This window comes from Sphingobacterium sp. SGL-16 (assembly GCF_011043515.1).
In the GTDB taxonomy this organism is placed as follows: Bacteria; Bacteroidota; Bacteroidia; order Sphingobacteriales; family Sphingobacteriaceae; genus Sphingobacterium; species Sphingobacterium litopenaei.
The window spans coordinates 19,318-36,562 of record NZ_JAAKGQ010000005.1 but is presented as its reverse complement, the minus strand read 5'-3'; the positions used below and the strand labels follow the sequence as shown (position 1 = coordinate 36,562).

Sequence of the window (17,245 nt, the reverse complement as noted above, 5' to 3'; positions counted from 1 at the left end):
CTATAAAGTTAGGGCTTTGCTTATATAAATTTCAATAAAAATCTATTTTGCGTAAGACACCGAACGCGTCTCGCGAATCACGGTAACTTTAATTTGACCAGGATAAGTCATCTCTGTTTGGATACGGTTAGAAATGTCAGCAGCCAAAATTTCAGCTTGTGCATCTGTTACTTTCTCAGATTCGACCACGACACGTAATTCACGTCCAGCTTGGATAGCGAAAGTTTTTTCAACACCAGGGTAAGATAATGCTAATTCTTCTAATTCTTTCAGACGTTTAATGTAGCTTTCTACCACCTCACGACGTGCACCAGGTCGAGCTCCTGAAATCGCATCACATGCTTGTACCACTGGAGAAATCATAGAAGTCATTTCAATCTCGTCGTGGTGAGCACCGATAGCATTACATACATCTGGGTGTTCTTTATATTTTTCTGCTAACTGCATACCTAAAATTGCGTGTGGCAATTCTGGGTTGTCATCTGGTACTTTACCTATATCGTGCAAAAGACCCGCGCGTTTAGCGTGTTTTACATTTAAGCCTAATTCCGCTGCCATCGTAGCTGCAAAGTTAGCTACCTCACGTGAGTGCTGTAATAAGTTTTGACCGTATGAAGAACGGTAACGCATACGGCCTACCATACGAATCAATTCAGGGTGTAATCCGTGAATACCTAAGTCGATAGCTGTACGTTCACCGATTTCGACGATTTCGTCTTCTATCTGTGTTCTAGTTTTCGCAACTACTTCTTCGATACGTGCGGGGTGAATACGACCATCCGTCACCAAACGGTGTAATGACAAGCGTGCAATCTCACGACGTACTGGATCGAAACCAGATAAGATAATAGCTTCTGGTGTATCGTCTACGATAATCTCAATCCCTGTGGCAGCCTCCAAAGCACGAATATTACGCCCCTCACGACCGATAATACGACCTTTGATTTCATCATTTTCAATATTGAAAATAGACACTGTATTTTCAATAGCTGACTCAGTAGCTGTACGTTGGATAGTTTGGATGACTACTTTTTTAGCCTCTTTAGAAGCCGTTAATTTAGCTTCATCGACAATATCTTTGATTTGAATCATGGCTTGCGAACGAGCTTCTTCACGTAGAGAAGTAACTAATTGCTCTTTCGCTTCTTCAGCAGTAAGACCAGCGATAGTCTCTAATTGACTAATATGTTGATTTTTTAGTTGTTCAACTTCTTCGCTTTTCTTCTCATTAACCTCGATTAATTGATCAAGTTTCGTACTTTTCTTATCTAATTCTTGTTTTTCGCGATTTAGATTTTCTAATTTTTGATTTAAAGATTGCTCTTTTTGTCTTATAGAATTTTCTTTTTGGCTGATCGTATTGTTACGTTGACTTACTTCTTTTTCGTGTTCAGCCTTTAATTGTAAAAATTTCTCTTTAGCTTCTAATTGTCTTTGTTTTTTTACGTGTTCAGCTTGCTTTTCAGCCTCTTTTATGATATTCTCAGCTTTTTCCTTGGCTTCTTGTTCTTGCTTCTTGAACAACATCTGCAACAGATATCGGCCAATAACAATACCAATTAAAAGTGATATTATAATTGAAATTGTGGTAATTAACTCCATATTATTAATTTATATATTATTAGTTTTAATGTTTTTCGGCAAAAAAAAACCGCAATTAAATTAACAGGTCCCAAGTATTATTAAACTTCGATTACACATGATTTGAGCGTTTGATTATGACCTAGATGGCGTAAAGCAAAATGGCCTATATCTTAATATTGCTCGTGATATTGAAGCGTTAAGTTTAAAATAGTGACAACCCGAATTTAATTGCGGCAAATTCGTCGTTATATAGCTCTAAAAGAACGATATTATTTAGTAAAGAAATCCGTCAATAAATTATCTAATTCGTGAATAGACTGTTCCAATCCCACATCCTGTTGCTGCACCTGTCTTTCAGCCTTTATCATCCCTGTTGCGTACTGTAATACACACATAGATAATAAATCTTGTTTATCACGAACTGCATAATTTTCTTGCAATTCCTTTATTTTTTCATTTATCAATTTCGCAGCATGTCTAATCACTTCTTCCTCTTCTGCTGTAACCCTTAGTGGATACACGCGATCTGCGATATTTATTTTTATGGAAATCTCTCCCATGGTTATCGAGCTTAATAACGTAATAAACTTATTTTCCTACTATCACTTATCTACTTCAATAAGTTTATACATCTGTCTATTTCCCGCACAAAATCGTTAATTTTTTGTTTTGTGTCAAGTATTTTTTCATTTATTGCCTCTTTATCGATATCCGCTTCATCAAGAGCACGGGCTACTGCCATCGCTTTTGTCTGTTCTTCAAGTTGTTTTACTTTTTCTGTACTGGTTTCAAATGCTACCTGAACAGATTGTAATTCTAACTTTAGCAGATCATTCTCCTCTTGTAAAGCTTCACACAATTGAATTAAATTTTTCGTTTTCTCAACGATAATATTCATTTGTGACGATAATGATGCCATACTTTTTACGCAATTAAAATTATTGTAACGAGCAACTAGCGCACTACTGCGTTAGTCTCTTTCTCAAAGTTAATAATTAATTTTTGAATAATGCTATCAATTTGTTTATCATTTAGCGTTTTTTCTTCGTCCTGAATCGTAAAACTCAGAGCATAAGACTTTTTGCCTGCTGGCAATTTATCACCTTTATAAACATCAAAAATATTTACATCCTTCAATAATTTTCTATCTGTTTTTAATGCCACAGTTTTTAACTTTTCGAATGTAATTGCTTCATCAACTAACAAGGCTAAATCTCTACGAACAGCAGGGAATTTAGACACCTCCTTGTATTTGATTGAATTTTTACGAATTGCTTTCAACACCAAATCCCAATCAAAATCCGCAAAATAAACTTGTCCATCCACATCCGCATTTTTCAAAGCATCTGCATGCACAGCACCTAAAGAAACTAATACTTTTTGGCCTTTCATATAATCCAAGCCATAAGCTAAGTTTGCATTAGTGGTTTCTACAATTTGCAAACTGTCAATTTTAAGACGCTTCACAATCGTATCCACCGCTGATTTCAAATTATAGAAATTTACATTTTTGGAAGCGGTATTCCATTGTTCTGCTTCTTTTTTTCCAGCTATAGCCAACGCAAAACGTTGTTTCTCTTCGTATCCTTCTTCTTTCAAATGGTAAGTTTTACCATATTCGAAGATTTTAAGATCGGATTGTTTACGCTTTTGGTTGTATTCTATTGCAGTCAAAGCAGAATACACCATATTTTGACGCATAGTATCCAAATCCGAACTCAAAGGATTGAATAACTTAACTGCCGTTGCCTCGTCATCCGCATAAATTCCTTTTGTCAATGAATTCGATAAAATCTCTCTAAATCCATTCGCAATCAACAAATCAGCTACTTGATTTAATACAGCTTCTTTGTCTGGTTTTTCTTGTGTATTTAAAGAAGCTAAAATTTGAGACTTCAACTCAATATTGTTGTAACCATAAATACGCAATACCTCTTCGATCACATCCACCTCACGTGTTACATCAACTTTGTACGCAGGAACTTCTACCGAAAGAACGCCATCATTTTCAGCCGTTACCGCAATACCTAAAGCCAAAATAATTTCTTTGATCTGTTCTGCAGGAATATCTTTACCAATCAAACGTTGTACATTGCGGTAGCTAACTTCAAATTTGAATGGCTCAACTGGATTTGGATAAATATCAGTAACCGTAGATGATATTTCACCTCCAGCGATTTCTTGTATCAATAAAGCTGCACGCTTAAGCGCAAACACAGTAATATTAGGATCAGTACCTCTTTCGAAACGGAAAGAAGAATCTGTTTTCAACGCATGACGTTTTGATGTCTTACGAACTGAAACAGGATTGAAATATGCTGATTCTAAGAAAATATCCGTAGTTGATTCTGTCACACCTGAATACTCTCCTCCGAAAACACCAGCAATACACATTGGTTTTTCAGAGTCAGCAATAACTAAATCTTCAGCAGACAACTTGCGCTCTACACCATCCAACGTTTTGAATGCTTCACCTTCGGTCGCCTTACGCACAACAATTTTGTTTCCAGCTATCTTAGCTGCATCAAATGCATGCAAAGGTTGACCTAAATCGTGTAAGATATAGTTGGTAATATCGACAATGTTATTAATTGAACGAATACCAATAGCACTTAATTTTTCTTTTAACCATTCTGGAGATTCCGCAACTTTCACACCTGAAATATTCACACCAGAATATCTTGGAGCATCTTCACTTTCAACCACCACAGTTGTATCCTGAGCAGTACCTTCTGCGAAAGCCTCCACATTTGGCAAAGTATAGTTTGTACGGAAATATGCTGCCAAATCGCGAGCTACACCTAAATGTGAAGCCGCATCCGCACGGTTTGGTGTCAAACCGATTTCGAAACGATAATCGTCTTTAATTTCGTAGAAATCTTTCACTAAAGTACCTACTTGCGCATCTGCAGGCAATTCCACGATTCCTGCATGAGAAGTTCCCAAGCCAATTTCGTCTTCGCCACACAGCATACCTTCAGATACTTCACCACGGATTTTAGATTTTGTGATTTTAAAAGGTTCACCAGCAGTTGGATGACATACAGTTCCTACAGTTGCTACAATTACTTTCAATCCAGCTCGGCAATTAGGTGCACCACATACAATATCCAAAGGTGTATCTGTTCCGACATTAACCTTAGTCACACGTAGTTTATCTGCATTTGGATGTTGCTCTGCACTCAACACTTCCCCTACCACCAAGCCTTCAAGACCGCCTGGTATAGATTCTACTTTTTCAACAGCTTCCACCTCTAAACCGATATCGGTCAATATCAACGAAAGCTCATCTGGAGTTTTATCTATATTTAAGTAATTCTTAAGCCAATTGTAAGAAATATTCATCTTTTAAAATTTTTGAGTTACAAAGATAGGCTTTTGAATAGCAGAATACAACAAAATATGTTAGCGTTAACTGCATTAAAATGAAAAATATTCAGCATTATCTTATTAAAAATAAAAAAGACAAATCCAGGCGAATTTGTCTTTACTAACATTTATACAATTTAACTAATTTGTGAGCTCAGTTTTTCCTTTTACATGGTCACGGGCTAACTTTGAAAGTTGGTCAACAACCTCTTTATATTGCGGATTTTCAACTAGATTGATTAATTCATGTGGGTCGTTCACCGCGTCAGTTAAAAATGCGCCTGCACCATTCCCAAAAAATTCCGCATAACGCCAACGCTCTGTACGTACTACTACCCCTGTCACTCCCTTATTGTGTTCATTCCAAACCGTGTAAGCAGGTCTATCCCAAGGTGCCTTAGGGTTTTGGAGTAAAGGAATTAGACTTACACCATCTAAACCAGTTGGCATTGGAAGTCCACAAGCCTCGACCAAAGTTGGATATATATCTATTAATTCAACCGTACGGGAAGATGAAGTACCATTTCCTTGTGCTCTCGGATCGAGAATAATAAAAGGAACTCTTGTGCCTTGCTCCCACAATGAACCCGCTTTAGACCATTTACCTCTTTCCCCTAATTGATAGCCGTGATCACTCCAAAAAACAATAATGGTATTCTCTCTTAATCCCTGTTTATCTAATTCATCCAAAACACGTCCTACATTCCAATCCACATAACTTATACAAGCTAAATACGCTTTTATATAATCCTTTGCTTCATCTGCTGACGCTGTTCTGTTGACAAAGAAATCAGCATTACGCAAACGCGTCGCCCCTTGTGGGAAACCAATTGGAACAACAGGAAGTGATGAAAAATTTACCGGTAATTTAATATCTTCTTTGTTATATAAATCAAAAAACTCTTTTGGTGCGACAAATGGCGTATGCGGTTTTGAAAAGCCTACAGCTAAGAAAAATGGTTTCTTCTCTGTTTTACTACGGCGTATGTACTCTATTGCTTTATCACCTACTTTGGTATCACCCAAATTATAAGCAACTTCACCTTCTACTGCTTCCCATCGATCAGATCTGACTTCTGGATCAGCTCCTTCTGTAATTTTAGGTGCAGATTTCCAAATATTAGCATAATATTGTGTTACCGGAACAGCCGAAGGCGCATCCGTATTAATGGGTGCATTATGATCTCTTTTTTCACCTCCTTCCATCCACGCATCCGTATCGTCAATTCCACCATGAAATATTTTACCAGTACGCCAAGTGATATAACCTTGTTCTTTAAAATACATAGGAATACTTTTCCATTCTGGAAAAGATGCGCCGTACCACTCTCTATTTCCATACAATCCAGAAGTCGTAGGTCTACGTCCCGTTAGCAAAGATGCTCGCGATGGGCCACACAAAGGATATTGACAATAAGCACGTTCGAACATTACGCCCTCTTTTGCAAACTTATCCAGATTCGGAGTTTTCGCTAATTCATGCCCATACACCTGCAAATCCGCACGCATATCATCAGTTGCAATAAACAGCACATTCATAGGTTTACTTTGACTCTTGCTGGCCTTTTTCTGTTGACCAAAAACAGGAGGTATTTGCAAGAATATAAATATAAAGAAGCTAATAAAGGCTATAGGTCTCATAATTAAACTTTTAATAACCAATATTAAAATCTTTTTTAAACAAAAGTATCCTGTTGCATCCTGTGACAGATAATCAAAATAAAAGTTTGGTATAATTCCATTTTCGCAAATCAAACAACATTAATTCATTGACAGGAATATTCATCCCTACTATAATTTGCAAGGTTAACATAGCCATCATACTCCCAATTACACCCGGCAAGGGACCCAAAACACCATTTTTATCGCAATTGGGAACCATATCTGGTTCGGGTGGTTCAGGAAAAATATCTCGTAGATGCTTGCTGCCTTGATAATTAAAAACTGCGACTTGACCTTCGAAAGCAAAAATACTTCCATAGACTAAAGTTTTACCTAAAGCTACACATGTATCATTAACAAGATAGCGTGTTTCAAAATTGTCCGAACAGTCCACAATAATATCATAGGACTGGATGATTTTTTCTACATTTAATATATCCAGTCGCCCTTCTATAGTTTCAATCTTAATAAAAGAATTCAACTGTTGAAGAAAATACGAAGCACTATCTACTTTCGGTTTCCCTACGGATAATTCTTGATGAATAATTTGGCGGTTTAGGTTATGCCATTCAACTTTATCAAAATCAACAACTGTTATATTTCCCACTCCGGCAGCCGCTAAATAGGGTAAAACGACACTCCCTAAACCTCCTGCTCCTATTACCAAAACTTTAGCATTCATAATCGCACGTTGCCCTTCGATTCCTACTTCTTCAATAAAAACCTGACGACTATATCGTGCAAATTGGTCAGTGGAATTTATCATAATATACTTTCCCAATCTTTTAATACAGCTTCATAACCTGCATTTTGAATTACTGTAATAATATCAGGCACAGAGCGTTCATCCGAAATCTCAAATTGCTCCAATGATTGCGGATCAACTACATAACCTCCGGGATTAGTTTTGGAAGCTGCACTCATACTGGTTATCCCCATACGAATGATATTGTCACGAAAATACTCGCTTTCACGGGTGGAAATTGACAATTCCAAATCTGGATTCCAAATTCGATAAGCACAAATCAATTGCAACAATTCCTGATCCGAAATCTCGTAATTGGGTTTAATCACACCTTCGGCAGGACGTAAACGTGGAAAAGAAACGGTATAACGGGTTTGCCAATATTTCTTTTGCAGATAATCCAAATGCAAAGCATTGAAGAAGCTGTCTACGCGCCAATCTTCCAAACCCAACAGCACACCTAAGCCTATTTTATGCATCTTGCTTCGACCAATCCGATCAGGTGTTTCTAGGCGATATTCAAAATTAGATTTTTTACCTTTGGGATGATATTTTTTATAAACTTCCTGATGATAGGTTTCTTGATAAACCAAAATCGAATGTACCCCAGCTTCATTCAATAACCGATATTCATCTTCTTCCAAGGGTTGCACTTCCAACGAAATATTCGAAAATAAGGGCTTTAGCAAACGAACAGCATTGAGGAAATAATCAATTCCGACAGTATGGTTAGCTTCGCCACTCACTAACAACACATGATCTATTCCTCGACTTTTGAGTTCTGAAGCTTCCAGCAGCAATTCCATATTAGACAAAGTCTTGCGCTTAATTTTATTATCCAAACTAAAACCGCAATAGGTACAAATATTTTGACATTCATTACTCAAGTACAAAGGCGCAAATAATTGTATAGTTTTTCCAAAACGTTGCCGTGCTAATAACTGCGACTGATTTGCCATTTCAGGTAGAAAATCTGCCGCTTCAGGCGAAAGCAAAATCAAAAAATCCTCCAATGATCTTTTGCGTTTATCTAACGCTCTTTTCACTTCATCTGGGCTGATATTATTAATCTTAAACTTTATTTCATCCCATTTATACTTATGAAAATAAGACAGAAATGTTTCCATAATATTTTAAAATAAGAATGTATTTAAAGGACTGGATGGCTCTGCATAATGACGAATCTGCGGAACACCACTTTCAAAAGCTCTTCTCCCCGCAATCACAGCCTCTTTGAATGCTAATGCCATTTCAATAGGATTATTTGCTACTGCAATAGCGGTATTCACAAGAACCGCATCAGCTCCTAATTCCATAGCCTTAGCCGCATCGGATGGTGCGCCAAGACCTGCGTCCACAATTACAGGAACATGACATTGCTCGATGATAATTTCCAAAAAATCTATAGTACGCAAACCTTTATTACTTCCAATAGGCGCAGCTAAAGGCATCACTGCTGCAGTCCCAACTTCTTCAAGCCGTTTGCACAACACAGGATCAGCATGAATATAGGGCAATACAACAAAACCACTTTTAACTAGCTTTTTTGCAGCTAATAAAGTTTCTATTGGATCAGGCATCAAATAACGTGGATCGGGATGAATTTCGAGTTTCACCCAGTTTGTTTCCATTGCCTCACGTCCCATTTCGGCTAACATCACAGCCTCTTCCGCGGTACGTGCTCCCGAAGTATTCGGCAACAAGTTCACCTTTATTTCTTGCAAATAATGAATAATATTTTGCTGTTTTGATTGCTTAACATCTACCCTTCGCAAAGCAACAGTAACTAATTCTGAACCAGAAACCGTTATAGCTTGTTGCATTTGTGTTAAGTCTCCGAATTTCCCCGTTCCGAGAAAAAGTCGGGAATCAAATATTTTATCTGCTATTTTAAGTTTGTTGTTCATAATAATTCTTGAATTTTAATTACTTCCTGCGGTGTTTCCGTGATATATTTTGACAAAGCCACACCATATACTCCTGCATCTTGTAAGGATTTAATATCTTCCAATTGAATACCTCCAATAGCTATTATTGGCGGAAATGAATTCAAAGTTTTGAGATGAGCTATAATATTTTTATAACCTTCCAATCCTAAAATTGGACTCAAGTTTAACTTAGTAGCTGTAAACCTAAAAGGCCCTAAACCAATATAATCACAACCTTCCTGTATTCTTAGATAAATATCTTCTAAGGAATTAGCTGTCCCCCCATAAATTTTTCCTTCACCTAATAACCTCTTCGCATCCGATATATTCATATCCGCTAAACCCAAATGTACCCCATCCGCATTTACAGATTTCGCAATATCCACGTGATCGTTGATAATCAATTTGGCTTGATTGGACATACACCAAACTTTTACTAAACGCGCTAAATCAAAAACTTGTTCTTTTGGAGATTCTTTCCAACGCAATTGAACCCACTTCACGCCGTGATTCAATGCCGTTGTAATATTATTTACCTGCTCTTCCCAAGTGTTCCCCTGAGAGATATATTGCAATTTGCTAATCTTATTCATTGTGATAACCTAATAATGTTTCATTACTTTTCAACAACTTCAATATGTAATCCTTTCCTAGATTACAGGCCGTTTCCAAATCATTTCCCAATGCTAAATATGCTGTTATAGCGGTCGCCAGCACACAACCAGAGCCATGTTTGGGTGGAAGTTTTACTTGTTCATTATGTACTTCTATTTCTTCTCCAGCAGTGAACAGTACATCAGCTCCGATTTCTTCGGGATTATGGCCCGCTTTTTTTAACACATAAAGCCTATCATGCAACAGATTATATTGCCTCAATAGATTGTACTCCATACTATTGGGTGTAATAAGAAACAATTTGGGAAATACATTTTGTAGCAATTCCATATTTTTAAACTCAAAAAAGTCAAAGCCAGAAGAACTACCAAACACCGTATCCCAAATAATTTTGCAACTTGAACGAATAGAAAGTACCTCTTTCACAATTTGACCAAGCATTGCTGGATTTCGAACTACTCCAATTTTTACATAGTCTACCGGATATGTTTTCATTAGCTTACGAATAGCCCGCACTATATCATCAGTTTGAAACCAATCTAAGGTCACAAATTCCTTGTCGGTCTGTAGGGTATTGCACGTCAACACCGAAAGCCCCATGACTTTGACTTGCTCTAAAGTCTTGATATCCGCCAAAACACCTGCTCCGCCTGAAGGATCAAAACCTCCAATACATAGTACATAAGGCCTTAACTTTTGCATAATATAAAGGAATTTAAAGGATTATATGACTGCCATATATATCCTAACAAAGCCACCCCATCTACGCCTGCTTCGTATACATTCGATATATTTTCGGGAGCAACTCCTCCCAAACCAATCAATTTTGTATGAAAGTTTTTTCTAGATTTTAATTGATGGAATACAGCAGTATTTTGACCATAACCGACCTTAGATAAACTTGGAAAAATTGGACTCACAAAAGCATAATCCCAAATCATTTCTAATTCATTAAAATCAGCCATATTATGAACCGAAGTCGAATAAGTCATTCCCTCTTTTATTTCCATCACCTTATTTTTTCTGTTCTTTTCACTGATATGTAAGCGCTTTATACCATATGTCTGGGAAACTTCTAATCGATCGTGCAGCACTATTTTAGCATGATAACTTGGGTCAATTTCCCCTACATATTTGCATACTGCCCCATCATCCCAATGAGGCTTTCGGATATGAAAACACTCTAACCCAACTTCCAGCAATCTATTTGCCCACAATGTTTCTTTTGGATAATTTTGTTCTGGACTTATGACTACTATCATAAATATATTTCCTTGCCGTTTGCTATAAATTCTTCTGATTTTTCGAGCATCCCATCTTCCACAGAATCACGAATTTCTTGTGTGATCTTCATCGAACAGAATTTGGGACCACACATCGAACAGAAATGTGCAACCTTGGCAGCATCAGCTGGTAATGTTTCATCATGAAATTCACGTGCTGTATCTGGATCTAACGAAAGATTGAATTGATCTTCCCAACGGAATTCAAAACGCGCTTTGCTCAATGCATTGTCACGATACTGCGCTCCAGGATGGCCTTTTGCTAAATCTGCAGCATGTGCAGCCAATTTGTAGGTAATCACACCGTCTTTTACATCTTTTTTATTTGGTAGCCCCAAGTGCTCTTTTGGTGTCACATAACATAACATCGCACACCCGTACCAACCAATCATTGCCGCGCCAATTGCTGAAGTGATATGATCATACCCCGGCGCAATATCCGTTGTCAATGGCCCCAAAGTATAGAAAGGAGCTTCGTCGCATTCTTGCAATTGTTTTTCCATATTTTCTTCGATCAAATGCATCGGCACATGCCCCGGTCCTTCTATCATCACCTGTACATCGTGCTTCCATGAGATTTTTGTCAATTCACCCAAAGTCTCTAATTCTGCAAATTGTGCTGCATCATTCGCATCCGCAATAGCTCCAGGACGAAGACCATCTCCCAATGAAAAAGCAACATCGTATTGCTTCATAATTTCACAGATTTCTTCGAAATGTGTATATAGAAAATTTTCCTTATGATGAAACAAACACCATTTAGCCATAATTGAACCTCCACGTGATACAATACCCGTTACACGATTAGCGGTCAAATGAATATATCTCAAAAGCACGCCCGCATGAATCGTAAAATAAGAAACACCTTGCTCGGCCTGTTCTATCAATGTATCACGGAATATTTCCCAAGTTAAATCTTCAGCAATGCCATTCACTTTTTCTAAAGCTTGATAAATCGGTACTGTTCCGATAGGTACCGGAGAGTTACGAATAATCCATTCACGTGTCTCGTGGATATTCTTACCCGTAGACAAATCCATTATGGTATCCGCCCCCCAACGGCATGCCCAGACCGCCTTTTCTACTTCCTCTTCGATACTGGAAGTTACTGCGCTATTACCAATGTTGGCATTTATTTTCACCAAAAAATTACGACCTATAATCATGGGCTCGCTTTCGGGATGATTTATATTATTCGGAATAATGGCTCTGCCTGCTGCAATTTCAGCACGAACAAATTCAGGAGTTATTTTTCCTTTTGGCGTGTTAGCTCCAAAACTTTCACCTTCATGCTGATGAGCAATCCCTTTGGTAGCATTCTCGAGTTGCTCTATGCGTTGATTTTCACGAATTGCCACATATTCCATTTCAGGAGTGATAATTCCCTGTTTGGCATAATATAACTGAGTTACATTTTTTCCTATTTTGGCTCTTTTAGGATTTGCTAAATATTGAAATCGCAAATGATCTAATTTTTTATCTGCTAGGCGTTCCTTACCATATTCAGAACTGAAATCTGGAAGAATATCCACATCCCCTCTATCCAAAATCCACTGTTCGCGAATTCGCGGTAAACCACTTCGTACATCTATATCCGCATGGACATCGGTATAAGGTCCAGAGGTATCATAAACGGTCACTGGAGGATTCATTTCTACTACACCATTGCGCATTTTTGTGGGGCTTAATTGAATCTCACGCATGGCGACTTTAATGGGATGAATGTTCCCAGAAATGAACACTTTCCTTGAATTCGGAAAGGGGGCTGTTGTAATTTGGTCTTGTCTCATAATTTTGTGTATTTATAAAGTGAATTAACCGCCCTGCGTAGCAGTCAGCAAAAGAATATTATCCTGATTTTGAATTTTGGTTTCTGACCATTGTGATTTGGGAATCACACGCTGATTTAAGGCCACAGCGACACCTTTGGTTTGCCCTTTGGTCTTGAACAACACCAATTCTTCTAAAGAGCTAAGCCCTTGGTCGAAATAATAAATTTGATGATTGATTGTAAGTTCCATTCCTAAATTTTGTTTAAGTAAAACTTTAGGAATGGCTACGAAATTGCGAAATGCAAATACACGAAGACATCTTACTTTTCCCTACGCTAGTATGATCTAGATCAGGTTATGAGGGTAAAATCTCAGCCTACAAAAATGTAGACACCCCTAAAGTTGACACTAACTTAGGGATTTTAATTAACTTTTCAATAATATTTTTAATTTTTAACTTTTTATTTTCATTAAGAAGTATGAAATGTGAATAAATACCTATTTACCAACAAATCTACTTTCATGCAAATGATTCTAAAATAATGCGTATTTTTGTATTTTAATTTGAAGAACGTTCAAAACTAACATACAATAATGATCCATTTCTTTGAGAACCCATCGAACATCGTTTATGCTGTTCAAAGTGTTAACTCTTTATCACAAGAAGACATTACAAAACTCAACTGGCTATTCGGCAACGCCAAAAAACTTGACGATCAAACCCTTAACCGTTACTATGTAGGTCCTCGTGCAGCGATGATTACGCCTTGGAGTACAAATGCTGTAGAAATCACACAGAATATGGGTATTGAAGGTTTGATTCGTATTGAAGAATTTCAACCTGTTCCAGCAGATTTCAATGATTTCGATCCTATGATTTCGCAGAAATATGCTGCCTTGACACAAGAAATGTACACCATCAATATTCAGCCAGAACCTATTTTGGAAATCGACGATATTGATGCCTATAATAAATCTGAAGGTTTAGCTTTAAACCCTGAAGAGGTAGAATACTTAAATAATTTAGCGACTAAATTAGGTCGTAAATTAACGGATTCAGAAGTATTTGCTTTCTCACAAGCAAACTCGGAACACTGTCGTCACAAAATCTTCAATGGTACTTTTATCATTGATGGTGAAGAACAACCGACTTCTTTATTCAAATTAATCAAGAAAACATCTGAAACAAATCCTAACGAGATTATTTCTGCATATAAAGATAACGTAGCCTTTATCAAAGGGCCTAAAGTAACGCAATTTGCACCTAAATCAGCTGATAAACCAGATTTCTACGAAGAGAAAGAATTTGAATCGGTATTATCCGTAAAAGCGGAAACACACAACTTCCCTACTACGGTTGAGCCATTCTCTGGAGCAGCTACAGGTTCTGGCGGTGAGATTCGTGACCGTCTGGCTGGTGGTCAAGGAGCTTTGCCTTTGGCTGGTACAGCGATTTATATGACAGCTTACTCGCGTTTGTTGCAAGACAGACCTTGGGAAAAAGCGGTACAAGAGCGTGAATGGTTATACCAGACGCCAATGGATATCTTAATCAAAGCGTCAAACGGTGCTTCTGATTTCGGTAATAAATTCGGTCAGCCTTTAATCACTGGTTCTGTATTGACTTTCGAACACGAAGAAGAAGGTCGCAAATTAGGTTACGATAAAGTAATCATGCAAGCAGGCGGTGTGGGTTATGGTAAATTAGAGCAAGCTAAAAAACACACGCCTCAAACAGGCGATAAAATCGTTATCTTAGGTGGTGAAAACTACCGTATCGGTATGGGTGGTGCTGCAGTATCATCAGCGGATACAGGTGCTTTCGGTTCGGGAATTGAGTTGAATGCGATTCAACGTTCTAACCCTGAGATGCAAAAACGTGCGGCGAATGCCATTCGAGGTTTAGTCGAATCGGATAATAACCCTATTGTTTCCATCCACGACCACGGTGCAGGTGGACACTTAAACTGTTTGTCTGAATTGGTAGAAGAAACAGGTGGTTTAATTGATTTGGATAAATTGCCAGTAGGCGACCCTACCCTTTCTGCAAAAGAAATTATCGGTAACGAATCCCAAGAACGTATGGGCTTGGTGATTGCTGAGAAAGATATCGAAACATTACAACGTGTGGCGGAACGTGAACGTGCGCCAATGTACACGGTTGGTGATGTAACGGGAGACCATAGATTTACTTTCCAATCGCAAACTACGGGTGCAAAACCAATGGATTATGATTTGGCTGATTTCTTCGGTTCTTCTCCAAAAACATACATGAAAGACAACACTGTCGTGAGAAATTACGCAGATGTGGAATATAATGTTGCTGACGTTCCTACTTACTTAAACAACATATTACAATTAGAAGCAGTAGCTTGTAAAGATTGGTTAACAAACAAAGTTGACCGTTGTGTAGGTGGTCGTGTAGCGAAACAACAATGTGCTGGTCCTTTACAGTTACCATTGAATAATGTAGGTGTAATGGCATTAGACTTCAAAGGTAAAGAAGGTATTGCAACGACTGTTGGTCACTCGCCAGTAGCGGCTATCGTTGACCCTGCGGCTGCTTCAAGAACAGCAATTGCAGAATCTTTATCTAACTTGGTATTTGCTCCTATCAAAAATGGTTTAGCTGGAGTTTCTTTATCGGCTAACTGGATGTGGGCTTGTAACAATGAAGGCGAAGATGCTCGCTTGTACCAAGCAGTAAAAGCTTGTTCGGATTTTGCAATCGAATTAGGTATCAACATTCCGACAGGTAAAGACTCTTTATCAATGAAACAAAAGTATCCAAATGGTGAAAATGTAATCGCTCCAGGAACTTTGATTATTTCAGCAGCAGGTAACTGTACAGATATTAATAAAGTAGTAGAGCCGGTTTTATCTAAAAATGCAGGTTCTATCTATTACATCAATTTATCAAAAGATAGCTTTAAGCTAGGTGGTTCTTCATTCGCTCAAATCTTGAATAAGATTGGTAAAGAAGTGCCAACTATCACGGATGCTGCTTACTTCAAAAAAGCATTCAACGCTATCCAAGATTTAATCCAAGCAGGTCAAGTTGCAGCTGGTCACGACGTAGGTTCTGGTGGTTTAATCACAACCCTATTGGAGATGACTTTTGCAGATGTCAACTTAGCGGCTAACTACGATTTATCTGACTTAGGCGAAGCGGATACAGTAAAAGCTTTATTCAATGAGAATATTGCAGTCGTATTACAAGCGAAAAACGATGCAGCTTTCGAAGCAGCATTAACGCAAGCAAGTATAGAAGCGGTGAAAATTGGTCAAGCGATTGAAGGTACTGAAGTAACTTTCAATAACAACGAAGACACCTTCGCATTCAATGTAACAGAGACTCGCGATACTTGGTTCAGAACTTCGTATTTGTTAGACCAAAAACAATCGAAAAACGGTACGGCTGATGCACGTTACAATAACTATAAAAATCAACCATTAGCATTCAATTTCCCTACACAATTTGATGGTAAGAAACCTGCTTACAATGGTGCTCGCCCTAAAGCGGCTATCATCCGAGAGAAAGGTTCGAACTCAGAGCGTGAAATGGCAAATGCCATGTATTTAGCTGGATTTGATGTGAAAGATGTGCACATGACGGATTTAATTTCTGGTCGTGAGACATTGGAAGACATCCAATTCGTAGGTGCTGTCGGTGGTTTCTCTAACTCAGACGTCTTAGGTTCGGCTAAAGGTTGGGCTGGTGCTTTCAAATACAATGAGAAAGCAAAAATCGCTTTAGAAAAATTCTTCGCTCGTCCGGATACGCTATCTGTAGGTATCTGTAACGGATGTCAATTGTGGATGGAGTTGGATTTAATTAATCCGGACCATGAAGTTCACGGTAAAATGCACCACAATACTTCCGGCAAACACGAATCTAACTTCGTATCGGTAAAAGTACAAGACAACAAGTCTATAATGTTGAGTACTTTAGCAGGTTCTACTTTAGGCGTTTGGATTTCACATGGTGAAGGTAAATTCAAATTACCTTACAGCGAAGACCGTTACAACATTGTAGCGAAATACGCTTACGAGCAATATCCGCACAATCCAAACGGTTCGGACTTCAATACAGCGATGATGTGTGACGCAACAGGTCGCCACTTGGTAACAATGCCACACATCGAGCGTTCTATCTTCCAATGGAACTGGGCGAACTACCCAGCAGGACGTCAAGACGAAGTATCACCTTGGTTAGAAGCATTTGTCAATGCCCGTAACTGGTGTTTAGAAAACAAGAAATAAGTTGGACAAATCGTAATATTTGGA

14 protein-coding genes and 1 riboswitch are annotated in these 17,245 nt (G+C 38.1%); of the genes, 1 reads left to right on the top strand and 13 read right to left on the bottom strand.

Going from position 1 to position 17,245, the window contains the following annotated elements:
- Nucleotides 1-42: 42 nt before the first annotated feature.
- From rny to thiS, 13 genes are all read right to left on the bottom strand, one after another.
- Nucleotides 43-1,602, bottom strand: a complete 1,560-nt coding sequence (gene rny, locus G5B32_RS03185; RefSeq protein WP_165290114.1) for a ribonuclease Y — start codon at nt 1,600-1,602, stop codon at nt 43-45.
- A gap of 251 nt (nt 1,603-1,853) precedes the next feature.
- On the bottom strand, nt 1,854-2,144 hold the full coding sequence (locus G5B32_RS03180; RefSeq protein WP_165290113.1) for a cell division protein ZapA: 291 nt from the start codon (nt 2,142-2,144) through the stop codon (nt 1,854-1,856).
- A 50-nt stretch (nt 2,145-2,194) separates the two neighbouring features.
- Nucleotides 2,195-2,503, bottom strand: coding sequence for a hypothetical protein (locus G5B32_RS03175; protein WP_165290112.1), 309 nt, complete (start codon nt 2,501-2,503; stop codon nt 2,195-2,197).
- Between the two features lie 35 nt (nt 2,504-2,538).
- On the bottom strand, nt 2,539-4,929 hold the full coding sequence (gene pheT / locus G5B32_RS03170; protein ID WP_165290111.1) for a phenylalanine--tRNA ligase subunit beta: 2,391 nt from the start codon (nt 4,927-4,929) through the stop codon (nt 2,539-2,541).
- A 165-nt stretch (nt 4,930-5,094) separates the two neighbouring features.
- On the bottom strand, nt 5,095-6,594 hold the full coding sequence (locus G5B32_RS03165) for a sulfatase (RefSeq protein ID WP_165290110.1): 1,500 nt from the start codon (nt 6,592-6,594) through the stop codon (nt 5,095-5,097).
- 73 nt (nt 6,595-6,667) lie between these two features.
- Entirely contained in the window at nt 6,668-7,381 is a 714-nt protein-coding gene (locus G5B32_RS03160; RefSeq protein ID WP_206366774.1) for a HesA/MoeB/ThiF family protein, read from the bottom strand.
- The gene (gene thiH, locus G5B32_RS03155) at nt 7,378-8,487 is read right to left on the bottom strand and encodes a 2-iminoacetate synthase ThiH (RefSeq protein ID WP_165290109.1); all 1,110 of its coding nucleotides are present in this window, start codon (nt 8,485-8,487) and stop codon (nt 7,378-7,380) included. Before thiH ends, G5B32_RS03160 begins: the two co-directional genes overlap by 4 nt.
- Before the next feature lie 6 nt (nt 8,488-8,493).
- Nucleotides 8,494-9,267: a thiazole synthase gene (locus tag G5B32_RS03150; RefSeq protein WP_165290108.1), complete on the bottom strand. Its 774-nt coding sequence runs from the start codon at nt 9,265-9,267 to the stop codon at nt 8,494-8,496.
- Nucleotides 9,264-9,881, bottom strand: coding sequence for a thiamine phosphate synthase (gene thiE / locus G5B32_RS03145; protein ID WP_165290107.1), 618 nt, complete (start codon nt 9,879-9,881; stop codon nt 9,264-9,266). Before thiE ends, G5B32_RS03150 begins: the two co-directional genes overlap by 4 nt.
- On the bottom strand, nt 9,874-10,605 hold the full coding sequence (locus tag G5B32_RS03140) for a hydroxymethylpyrimidine/phosphomethylpyrimidine kinase (RefSeq protein WP_165290106.1): 732 nt from the start codon (nt 10,603-10,605) through the stop codon (nt 9,874-9,876). Before G5B32_RS03140 ends, thiE begins: the two co-directional genes overlap by 8 nt.
- A complete protein-coding gene (locus G5B32_RS03135) occupies nt 10,593-11,165 on the bottom strand; it encodes a thiamine phosphate synthase (RefSeq protein WP_165290105.1) in 573 nt (190 codons plus the stop codon). The genes G5B32_RS03140 and G5B32_RS03135 overlap by 13 nt, the downstream gene beginning before the upstream one ends.
- Nucleotides 11,162-12,976, bottom strand: coding sequence for a phosphomethylpyrimidine synthase ThiC (gene thiC, locus G5B32_RS03130; RefSeq protein ID WP_165290104.1), 1,815 nt, complete (start codon nt 12,974-12,976; stop codon nt 11,162-11,164). Before thiC ends, G5B32_RS03135 begins: the two co-directional genes overlap by 4 nt.
- Nucleotides 12,977-13,000: 24 nt before the next feature.
- Nucleotides 13,001-13,207, bottom strand: a complete 207-nt coding sequence (gene thiS, locus G5B32_RS03125; protein WP_165290103.1) for a sulfur carrier protein ThiS — start codon at nt 13,205-13,207, stop codon at nt 13,001-13,003.
- Nucleotides 13,208-13,268: 61 nt separating this feature from the next.
- A riboswitch (TPP riboswitch) is annotated at nt 13,269-13,366 on the bottom strand.
- A 186-nt stretch (nt 13,367-13,552) separates the two neighbouring features.
- Between thiS and purL the strand changes: the two genes are divergently transcribed.
- Complete coding sequence (purL, locus tag G5B32_RS03120; protein WP_165290102.1) at nt 13,553-17,221, top strand: phosphoribosylformylglycinamidine synthase; 3,669 nt, start codon at nt 13,553-13,555, stop codon at nt 17,219-17,221.
- The last annotated feature ends 24 nt before the right edge of the window (nt 17,222-17,245 follow it).

What these genes read in the sequence shown, in the direction of transcription:
- G5B32_RS03175 (WP_165290112.1), bottom strand. Translation starts at nt 2,503, where the DNA reads ATGGCATCATTATCGTCACAAATGAATATTATCGTTGAGAAAACGAAA.
- rny (WP_165290114.1), bottom strand. Translation starts at nt 1,602, where the DNA reads ATGGAGTTAATTACCACAATTTCAATTATAATATCACTTTTAATTGGT.
- thiS (WP_165290103.1), bottom strand. Translation starts at nt 13,207, where the DNA reads ATGGAACTTACAATCAATCATCAAATTTATTATTTCGACCAAGGGCTT.
- G5B32_RS03135 (WP_165290105.1), bottom strand. Translation starts at nt 11,165, where the DNA reads ATGATAGTAGTCATAAGTCCAGAACAAAATTATCCAAAAGAAACATTG.
- thiE (WP_165290107.1), bottom strand. Translation starts at nt 9,881, where the DNA reads ATGAATAAGATTAGCAAATTGCAATATATCTCTCAGGGGAACACTTGG.
- thiC (WP_165290104.1), bottom strand. Translation starts at nt 12,976, where the DNA reads ATGAGACAAGACCAAATTACAACAGCCCCCTTTCCGAATTCAAGGAAA.
- G5B32_RS03165 (WP_165290110.1), bottom strand. Translation starts at nt 6,594, where the DNA reads ATGAGACCTATAGCCTTTATTAGCTTCTTTATATTTATATTCTTGCAA.
- G5B32_RS03140 (WP_165290106.1), bottom strand. Translation starts at nt 10,605, where the DNA reads ATGCAAAAGTTAAGGCCTTATGTACTATGTATTGGAGGTTTTGATCCT.
- G5B32_RS03160 (WP_206366774.1), bottom strand. Translation starts at nt 7,381, where the DNA reads ATGATAAATTCCACTGACCAATTTGCACGATATAGTCGTCAGGTTTTT.
- pheT (WP_165290111.1), bottom strand. Translation starts at nt 4,929, where the DNA reads ATGAATATTTCTTACAATTGGCTTAAGAATTACTTAAATATAGATAAA.
- G5B32_RS03180 (WP_165290113.1), bottom strand. Translation starts at nt 2,144, where the DNA reads ATGGGAGAGATTTCCATAAAAATAAATATCGCAGATCGCGTGTATCCA.
- G5B32_RS03150 (WP_165290108.1), bottom strand. Translation starts at nt 9,267, where the DNA reads ATGAACAACAAACTTAAAATAGCAGATAAAATATTTGATTCCCGACTT.
- thiH (WP_165290109.1), bottom strand. Translation starts at nt 8,487, where the DNA reads ATGGAAACATTTCTGTCTTATTTTCATAAGTATAAATGGGATGAAATA.
- purL (WP_165290102.1), top strand. Translation starts at nt 13,553, where the DNA reads ATGATCCATTTCTTTGAGAACCCATCGAACATCGTTTATGCTGTTCAA.